Here is a 9,063-nt window from a genome sequence, read left to right on the forward strand (position 1 = left end):
TTCGGGACAAGGGGAAAGTGAGAGAGATGAGGATCAAACTTGAGCTTTTAAGGTTGAACTTTGAACCTTTGAGCCTCATCGTTGAACCTTTGAGCTTCATCGTTGAACCTTTGAGCTTCATCGTTGAACCTTTTAGCTTCATCGTCGAACCTTTGAGCTTCATCGTCGAACCTTTGAGCTTCATCGTTGAACCTTTGAGCTTCATCGTCGAACCTTTGAGCTTCATCGTCGAACCTTTGAGCTTCATCGTTGAACCTTTTAGCTTCGTAGCTGAATCTCAGACAGAACTTTAAACTTCTAGTTTTAACACTCTCCTATCTCCCTAATCTTCCTTTTACGGATAAATTAAGATTTTATAAGTATCCGGTGTGGGTGCGATCGCTTGCTCAACAGCTGCTGATAAATCTTTTAATGGATAGCGATCGCTAATCAACGCTTTTACATCAATTCGCTGATTAAACACAATATCGGCTGATAGACTCTGAAGCCGATAAGAGGAACTGTAACTGCCTATCAAGTCAATTTCCCGACGGTAGAGAATATTGGGGTTGATGGGAATTTCCACCTCATCAGGAAATTCGGCGAAAAATAAGATTTTACCGCCTTTGCGGGTACTATCAAGTGCTTGAAAGAAGGCTTTTTCACTGGGAACAGCCAACAAGGTAACATCAACACCTAGTCCACCAGTTAAGGCAGAGATTTTGGCGGGTAAATCAGGATCGCGCGCATCAAAAGCCGCTTCTGCACCGACACTCAAGGCTTTATCAATTCTAGAGGGTAGTAAATCAGTAGCGATCGCTTTTGCTCCGAAATACTTCACCAACATGATAAACATTAACCCAATTGGCCCAGCACCAGTAACTAATACAGTTTGTCCTGGAGCAATTTGAGCTTTTCTCACCGCCTTCAAACAGCAGTTAGTTGGTTCTACAAAACTCGCTTCTTCAAAACTGATGTTATCCGGGATGGGAATCAACCCACCATTTTCCACAATATGTCCAGGAACCTTGACATAATCAGCAAAACCGCCGCCACTGGCGTTAAAGCCTGCGGTAGTGGAGATGTTTTTGTAAACATCACACATCGAGAAATTATCATTTAGGCAGTAGGCACAACGCATACAAGGGATGTGGTGCATCACTGCTACCCGTTGTCCAACTTGCCAACCTTTGACATTATTCCCTATTGCTGCGATCGTGCCGGCAGTTTCATGTCCAAAAATGCGCGGCGGTTCATACAGTGGATAACGAATTTTTTTAATATCTGATTGACACAATCCCACAACCCGTACCTGTACCAGCACTTCGTCTGGTTCCAGAGTTGGAACTGGGATATCTTCGTAAGACAGTTGATTAACGCCTCTAAATACCTGTGCTTTCACGCTGGTTTTTCCCCACTCAACGATACTAGATGTAACATTAGTGGTGAACTTTAAGCTATCAGATTTGAGATTTCTATGTTTTAGCTGGATAGAATTTTACGGGCGCATATCAGTATTTCTTTGCTGAGTAAATCAAATAGCTTTCTAAGAGATAAGGGTGTATTAGGGCTTGCGTAACGCTGTATTATTTTTAAATATTTTCTCAATATTTTCTCCGAGACGCTAGCAATGACTATTCGCCATGCGACTGAAACTGACTTACCTGCAATTGTGGCAATTTATAATGCTGCAATTCCTAGCCGCATGGCAACTGCTGATTTAGAGCCAATATCTGTAGAAAGTCGCCTTCTTTGGTTTAAGGCGCGATCGCCTTCACAACGGCCACTTTGGGTAATCGAAGTGGAGGGAGTAATTGCTGGATGGCTTAGTTTCCAACCCTTTTATGGGCGGCCCGCCTATAATAAGACTGCCGAAATTAGTATTTATATAGCCCCTCAATTTCATCGCTGTGGTTTGGGACGACAACTATTAGGACAAGCAATTAGCGAAAGCCGTAGTTTGGGTTTAAATACCCTACTAGGCTTCATCTTTGCCCACAATCAGCCTAGTTTAAACCTTTTTAAAACATTTGGTTTTCAACCTTGGGGACATTTACCTAAAGTTGCCGAAATTGACAGTGTTGAACGAGATTTAGTAATCATGGGACTTAGAGTTCTTGACATTACCACAGATTAAAACCGTAAACTGTCAATGATTGTGATTGAGTTTTTGGAAAGGGACATTTATTTTATAATCAGGGGTTTTTATTGTAACAAATTCTTTGTTTTAGCTATTTTTAGCCAGTCGGGATATTCAGTCATCAGTAAATCATAAAGTTCTTGATCTGCTATACTTTCTGGATCTTCTAAACTAAAAAAATCTGAATTATCAATATAGCGATCGCTCATTTCATCCAGTCGTTCTAAGAAGGTAAAATCACTTGTTTTTGCTTGAGATAACCAGCCTAAAATGCCTTTACCCTTAGCATCCTTACGTGACTTGCCAATAGCCATAAATTGCCAAAAAATAGGTTCATAGGAAGACTCTTTAAGATACTGTTCTGTTTGTGGCTCGTCAGATGTTGCTCCATCTGTAACAAACATAATATAAACTGGTTGACTTAGGGGTGTAGTATTTTTTTGGCTTCCTTTTTTAGATACTGGAAAATAAACTTTTCTAATCATGTTGACAGCTTTACCATAGTAAGTACCGCCTTCGAGCGGATACTGTTTTAGTAGATTTGGAATAAAGTTTTTAAAATTTTCAATACTCATTGCACCTACATTATGAGTTTCAACTCCGAATAGAAATATATCAATAGAGGCATTTTCATCAAAACGACATCCTAAAGCAAGGATTTTTTCAGCGAACCTCTGGATTTTACCTGTGCAATAGAGCGAACTCATTGAACCAGAGATATCAAGGCAAAGCACAACCTTAGCTTTATGATTGGTGAGATTTACTTTTTGAAGTGATATATCTGCTTTTTTAGCAAGATTAAAAATATGTGGTGCTTGACTTTCAAGCTTTTTATCTAATACTATATTTCCTTGATTTTCATAGGTTTTTTTCTCACTTTCTACTTTCGGAGATTCTTGAGTTTTTTCTTGTTTAGTTTCTCCAATATATTTATCTACAAAACTTTTTAGCCCAGAACTATAGCCTTCTCCTACTGCTTGAAATCTCCATTCATTGTCCTTTTTATACAAGCGTCCAAATTCCAAAGATGTCTCTTGAGAAAAAGCCTCTTTTAAGTTATACCGAGCTAGAGAATTTTCGTTTTCGTGATTGTAAATCTTGATAAAGGCATTTTTTATTTGGCTAAAGTTTTGATTTTTTTCTTGCCCTTCATGAATAGTGACAACAAAAACTATTTCCTGAATAGCTGGATTGACTTTTTCCAAATCAACATAAATTGTCTCGTCATCTCCATTACCTTCTCCAGTTCTATTATCTCCTGAGTGTTTTAAAGAACCATCGGGTGATTGTAGGTTATTGTAGAAAATAAAGTATTTTTCATCGGGTATTTTAGCATTCGCATCTAACATAAATACGGAAGCATCAATATCATAATTTTGCCCAGCTTGATTTGTTTGCCAACCCAAGCCAATAGCTACTTTCTTTAAATTGGGAGATTCTTTAGAAAGATTAAATCTCCCACCTTTGCTTAATTCAATTTCCATTTCATATACATCCTATAACTTTAACTTTGGTTAATTAATTCATACAAAAAAAGGGGGGTATTCATGACTGTTACCCCCTTTTTACTTATTACCTTTTGAGATAGCTACTAAGCAGCATATCGTTCTACAAAACTTTGTAGCCCTGATTTATAACCAGCACCGACAGCTTGGAATCTCCATTCCCCATCTTTTCGATAAAGCTTACCAAATTCAATTGCAGTTTCTGCGGAAGCATCTTCATCTAATTCATACTTAGCAATTTGTTTTTCTGTGGCGTTATCATAAATTCTGATAAATGAGTTTCTGACTTGTCCAAAATTTTGCTTTCTTTGCTCTGCTTCATGAATGGTGACGACAAAAACTATTTCTTGAACCGAAGCATCAACTTTGCTCAAATCAATTTGAATTGTTTCATCGTCTCCAAGCCCTTCTCCGGTTCTGCTATCTCCTTCATGTTTTACAGAACCATCTGGTGATTGGGAGTTGTTATAGAAAACAAAGTATTTTTCATTAGGAATTTTCCCGTTAGCACCTAACATAAAGATAGAAGCATCAAGGTCAAAAACTGTACCTGTATCTGTAACGTTGATATCCCATCCTAAACCAATACCAGCATTTTTTAAGCTTGGCACTTCTTTTGAAAGATTGATTCTTTCGCCTTTGCTGAGGTTTATTGACATAATTACTCCCTATTTTTTCAAAACGAATTTTATGCAAAGTTGTTATTGAGTTGGGTAACTCAATAAGTAGTTAAGCATAGACTTTCATAAGTCCCTGCAAACCATTAACATTAATGCCGTTACCAATAGCTGCCATTTTCCACTCATTATTGTGATTGTAAATTTCAGCCATAATCATCCCGGTCATTCCTTTGTATTCAGAACCAGATAAATTATATTTGGCCAGTTCTTGATTGTTAGATGTATTAACCAAGCGCACAAAGGCATTTTGTACCTGTGCAAATTCTTGCTTACGAGCAATACAGTCGTAAATATTAACCGTAAAAACTAGTTTGACAATCTCTTTTGGTAGTCGAGCTAAATCTACAATAATTTGCTCGTCATCACCTGTACCTGCACCAGTGAGATTATCACCCAAATGGGTAATAGCTCCTGATTTGTGCAATAAATTTCCAAAGTAAAGAACGTTACCGATATCTGTTATTTTGTCATTTTTATCTAAACAGATTACAGAAGCATCCAAGTCGCAGTTTTGAGTATTACCGAAAGCCCCAAAAAAACTGCCACCAGAACGTTTTGCTATATCCCAGCCTAGCCCACACATCAGCTTTGTTAGCCCAGGTGCTTCTTTAGAAAGTGAGATACGTTGCCCTTTTTGTAGGTTGATTACCATGTGATAATTTTGAATATATTCAAACTGCGAATGTTTTTAAGTACTTGATTAGGTAGCTATTCGTATTAGTCTTCATTAAAAATTACTTCTAGCTTTTTAACTTTGTTAATTTCCACTAATTTTTGTAACTCAAAATTGGCATACAAAATCATGCTCCATTAAAGTAATGAACAATAAAGCTACAAATTTTTATTGTATGATTTCGTTTTTATGTCGGAGTTAGCTAAGGCGTTTATCTATTTGAGTTAAATAATAATACGCCGCATAATTGAAGACATATCATATTGTTATGCGCTCTATCGTAGTCACATTTAAAAGCAGTGTAATCAGGAAAAACACGTAATATCCAAGATTTTTGTATTTATACCACATATTTTTTGCCAGTATTACTGATCTAATTGTCGTTATAAAGTAGACTATAACTGCGCTAAACTATTAAAAATTATTGTCTTTATGTTTGAATCCAAGTGAAAGCTCGGAGTCTAGGACTTTATTGTCAATAAGTTATAGCAGTACCAATGTTCTGATTGTTTGATACTGCGATCGCTACAATTATTTATCAGAGCAAGCAAATGTAGAGACACAAAATTTTGCATCTTTAAATATTTGTTAACAACGCTGCAACTGCGTTAACAACACAACAATTTCATCAATAGCCTGACGCAGAATAGTTGCAGGTTGCTCCGATTGATTCACAATAATACTAAAAACTAACGGCTCATATTTAAGCGCATTTATATATCCAGATAGAGAGACTACACCCGTTAATGTACCTGTTTTTGCTTGCACAATTCCCTCAGCAGATGTGTTTTGAAAGCGCCCTTTTAAGGTTCCAATTTTACCTGCTACGGGTAAAGATGCGCGATACACATATCCTGCTGGTGTTCTTGCCATCCCTCGCAAAGTTTGTACAAAAGCTTCTGGTGTCGCTAAGTTCCGACGTGATAAACCTGAACCATCTACTAAAATATAATTTGCTGGTTCAACTCCCAATTGAGTTAAACTCGCTTTGACAGCTTCTAAACCAATATCAACGCTAGTTTTAGTTTTCACTCTGGGTTTTTCCCCAGCTAATGCTCTCAATAGTGCCTCAGCATAAAGATTATTACTATTTTGAAGAGTTTCCATTAATAATTCAGATAAAGGTGGTGACTCTACAAAAGCTATTTCTTCTTGATTAATACCACCATTTACTACTAATGTTTGTCCCAAAGTAATTTTCTCTGTTGCCAAAGCAGTACGGAAGCGCCGTAAGAAGTAATAATTAGGATCAACTACAGGCAAATCTATTAAAGACGGTTCTGAATTCGTTGTTAGTTGTCCTTGAATTCGCAATACTGTTCCTGATAATTCACGGGTAACATTGATGTAGCTTGGTTGATTTTGGGCAACGGTTACGGACTGATTAATTGTCCGCCACTGTTTCGCCTCGCCAACATCAGTCCATACCACTTGTAAAGATTTACCTACAGCCTGCGGTACAAGTTTTAAGCTAAAAATATTTTGATTCAGAATAAAGCTGTTAACTGGTGCGCCATAGTCTGACTGCACATCTTCCCATTGCCAGGTTGGGTTAACAATATCCCCTTGAATATAACTATCATCAGCTATCAACCTCTGAATTTGAGTAATACCTTTCTGTTTTAGCTGCTGTGCTAATGTTTGCAGTTGAGTATCACTTAAGCTGGGATCTCCCCTACCGACAACACGTAAAACACCATTGCCATTCTGATAAATAGAGGTGCGAATCCGAAAATTAGCACCCAATTGCTGCAATGCAGCTGCTGTTGTCAGCAATTTGAGGTTAGAAGCAGGAGTAAAATATTTTTGAGCATCCCGACTATAAAGAGTTTGCCCACTTGACAGGGGTTGTACCAAAATTCCCCAGCGCACCCGACTAAATAAAGGACGATTGATTACAGCATCTATAGCTGTTCCCAGTTGGGTAGAGCAAATTGATTTTGTACTGCTTGTTGGCGCGACTTGGGTTTGTGCTTTCGCAATAGGACTAAATCCTATCTGGCTAGTCAAGAATATTAACAAAACACCCAGTGGTTGATTGAAAGTCTTAAGTCTCACCAATTTTTCTTATCCCAAAGATAGATATTTTTAGCTTGCCAACAACTTCTTTCCGGAGAGAGAAGAATTGGCTCAGTAAAGTTACTTAACTAGTATAGGGAAAATGTTCACATGTTTCATACGTGGGCGATTGCACAAACATAATTTATGGGACTACAAAATAGAAACGTAAGTCAACCTGCACATACTACAGAAATACGAAATCGAGGCAACAGTGTGAGTACATTTTTATCTGGGGTAGCTGTATTACTCTCTACTTTGGCTTTGGGATGTAGCGGCTATGTAGCTTATGAAGTTTTCACGTTACGGCAGACACTAAATGCTCGTAATACAGTCAGCAGCACCATTCCCACTCAAGTGCCAATTCCTACAGCTACAACTTCTCCACAAGCAACAGCCTCACCATCTCCAGCCAGTGCTACAACTTCAGCAATTAGCCCTGGTCAATTTGTGCAGCCTGCTTTTGGCAAAAAGGCAGAAGTTGAGTTACTTTCAGCAAAGCGAATTAAAGATCCAGAAACTGGAAACCGTGATGTGGTAAATCTGCAAATGCGGATTCGTCGCCTTGCCACAGACGGAGTTGTTGGTGATATTATATCGGTGGCTAGTACAACAGCCCGTAATCCTGAGACTAGCGTAACCTACAAAGGAATTGCTCTCAATCGCTCAACAGGAAGCGTTTCTTTGTTTCAAGTACGCCCACAAGCCTCCGCAGATGCTTATATCTGGCTAAGAGTTCCCGATGGTGTTAATAACTTGGACATTTTTGTGCCAGATACAGCCGCATTTAAAAATGTACCAATTTCTAATTAGTCCTCTATCGGACAATACGGTTCAGAAGACGCGATAAATCGCGTCTCTACAATAAGGGTTTTGTTGCTCATTCTAAACTGTATTGCTCTATCGGATTAATTTTGATAAAATGCAAGATTCCCAACTTCTTTATGAAGTCGGGAATCGGAACAACTTAACTCAAACAAAATTATTTCATACTCTAAATTAGCAACCTCAAATTAAAGATGGTAGATGACTGAGGTTGCAATTCAATAAAGATTACTCCTCTTCTTCTTCTTCGTCTTCTCCGAACACTGCATCTATAAGTTCTTGTGCGCGTTCGTCTGAAATTTTTAAGGCTTCTTGAAGTTCAGATATATAATCTTGTTCAGCTTCGGGTACTTCTTCGTCAATCCCCACAACTAAGATAGCTGTGATGTATGCAGCTTCACGATAACCTCTATTGGGTAAGGATTCGATGGACTGGGCGATTAAATCTTCTGGTTCTTCTTCTTCAATCAAGCTGACGACTTTTTCGGTCAATTCTTCAAAGTCTTCTTCAGAGTAATCTTCAAATAAGTCAACCCGACCGAGAAATTCACTTAAAGCATATTCTTCTGTGGAAGAAATACCTTCACCATCGGCTGCTGCGGAAAAAAGTCCAAGGAGTGCGATCGCAACTTCTGGTTCTAGAGCAACTGAACTAACACTACGGCCTTTGGGCAACTTGCGTTTAGACATAATTATCCTCTAAAAGTTACGTGATATTTCAGGAAGTCATATTTTGCGGTTTATCATGCTTCCTCGATTTATGATTCCCAAAATAATGCGGAAATATACATTGGGATGAATCTTTTTTTCATAAAAAATACGCAGAGAATATATTTGTCTGCGTATAAAAACGGTTAAATTGCCTTAAGCGATCGAGGTTTTTAGTACTTGTGTGTACACCATAGCTTGGCGGGGTAAAGGGAAAGGGGGAAGGTGGGGCCCCCACGAAGTAGGGATAAGGGGCAGGGGGAAAGGTTTTAAATCCCTTACTCTTTACCCTTTACCCAGACCTCACAAGCGCATTTTTGGGTTGGCAGACTACTAGTTTCCCCTTTCTAATGTTATATTTGGCGATCGCATTTGCTGATTTGGCGTTCGCATTTGCTGATTTAGCGTTCGCATTTGTTGATTTAGCGTTCGCATTTGCTGATTTAGCGTTCGCATTTGCTGATTTAGCGTTCGCATTTGCTGATTTAGCGTTCG

The 9,063-nt window shown here is 38.5% G+C and carries 9 protein-coding genes; 3 read left to right on the forward strand and 6 right to left on the reverse strand.

All coding sequences use genetic code 11. The features are described 5' to 3' along the window. The first annotated feature begins 26 nt into the window (after positions 1-26). On the forward strand, positions 27-293 hold the full coding sequence (locus tag G1O98_RS18555; RefSeq protein ID WP_207794501.1) for a hypothetical protein: 267 nt from the start codon (positions 27-29) through the stop codon (positions 291-293). 41 nt (positions 294-334) lie between these two features. On the opposite strand, the gene G1O98_RS18560 is transcribed toward G1O98_RS18555, so the two are convergent. Continuing rightward, positions 335-1,381, reverse strand: a complete 1,047-nt coding sequence (locus tag G1O98_RS18560; protein WP_163930396.1) for a zinc-dependent dehydrogenase — start codon at positions 1,379-1,381, stop codon at positions 335-337. A 228-nt stretch (positions 1,382-1,609) separates the two neighbouring features. Between G1O98_RS18560 and G1O98_RS18565 the strand changes: the two genes are divergently transcribed. Continuing rightward, entirely contained in the window at positions 1,610-2,116 is a 507-nt protein-coding gene (locus tag G1O98_RS18565; RefSeq protein ID WP_163930398.1) for a GNAT family N-acetyltransferase, read from the forward strand. 68 nt (positions 2,117-2,184) lie between these two features. Here the strand turns inward: G1O98_RS18565 and G1O98_RS18570 are convergent, their stop codons facing one another. From G1O98_RS18570 to dacB, 4 genes are all read right to left on the reverse strand, one after another. After that, the gene (locus G1O98_RS18570) at positions 2,185-3,603 is read right to left on the reverse strand and encodes a TerD family protein (RefSeq protein WP_163930400.1); all 1,419 of its coding nucleotides are present in this window, start codon (positions 3,601-3,603) and stop codon (positions 2,185-2,187) included. Between the two features lie 107 nt (positions 3,604-3,710). Continuing rightward, positions 3,711-4,286, reverse strand: a complete 576-nt coding sequence (locus tag G1O98_RS18575) for a TerD family protein (RefSeq protein ID WP_345940567.1) — start codon at positions 4,284-4,286, stop codon at positions 3,711-3,713. A gap of 67 nt (positions 4,287-4,353) precedes the next feature. Further along, positions 4,354-4,956: a TerD family protein gene (locus G1O98_RS18580; protein WP_163930404.1), complete on the reverse strand. Its 603-nt coding sequence runs from the start codon at positions 4,954-4,956 to the stop codon at positions 4,354-4,356. A gap of 609 nt (positions 4,957-5,565) precedes the next feature. Then, the gene (gene dacB, locus G1O98_RS18585) at positions 5,566-7,038 is read right to left on the reverse strand and encodes a D-alanyl-D-alanine carboxypeptidase/D-alanyl-D-alanine-endopeptidase (RefSeq protein ID WP_243458474.1); all 1,473 of its coding nucleotides are present in this window, start codon (positions 7,036-7,038) and stop codon (positions 5,566-5,568) included. Positions 7,039-7,251: 213 nt separating this feature from the next. Between dacB and G1O98_RS18590 the strand changes: the two genes are divergently transcribed. Next, positions 7,252-7,848 (forward strand): hypothetical protein, encoded by a 597-nt coding sequence (locus G1O98_RS18590; RefSeq protein ID WP_163930413.1) that lies wholly within the window; start codon positions 7,252-7,254, stop codon positions 7,846-7,848. A 240-nt stretch (positions 7,849-8,088) separates the two neighbouring features. Here the strand turns inward: G1O98_RS18590 and G1O98_RS18595 are convergent, their stop codons facing one another. After that, complete coding sequence (locus G1O98_RS18595) at positions 8,089-8,550, reverse strand: tellurite resistance TerB family protein (protein ID WP_163930407.1); 462 nt, start codon at positions 8,548-8,550, stop codon at positions 8,089-8,091. Positions 8,551-9,063 lie beyond the last annotated feature (513 nt).

It is taken from the genome of Nostoc sp. UIC 10630 (assembly GCF_010747425.1).
In the GTDB taxonomy this organism is placed as follows: Bacteria; Cyanobacteriota; Cyanobacteriia; order Cyanobacteriales; family Nostocaceae; genus Nostoc.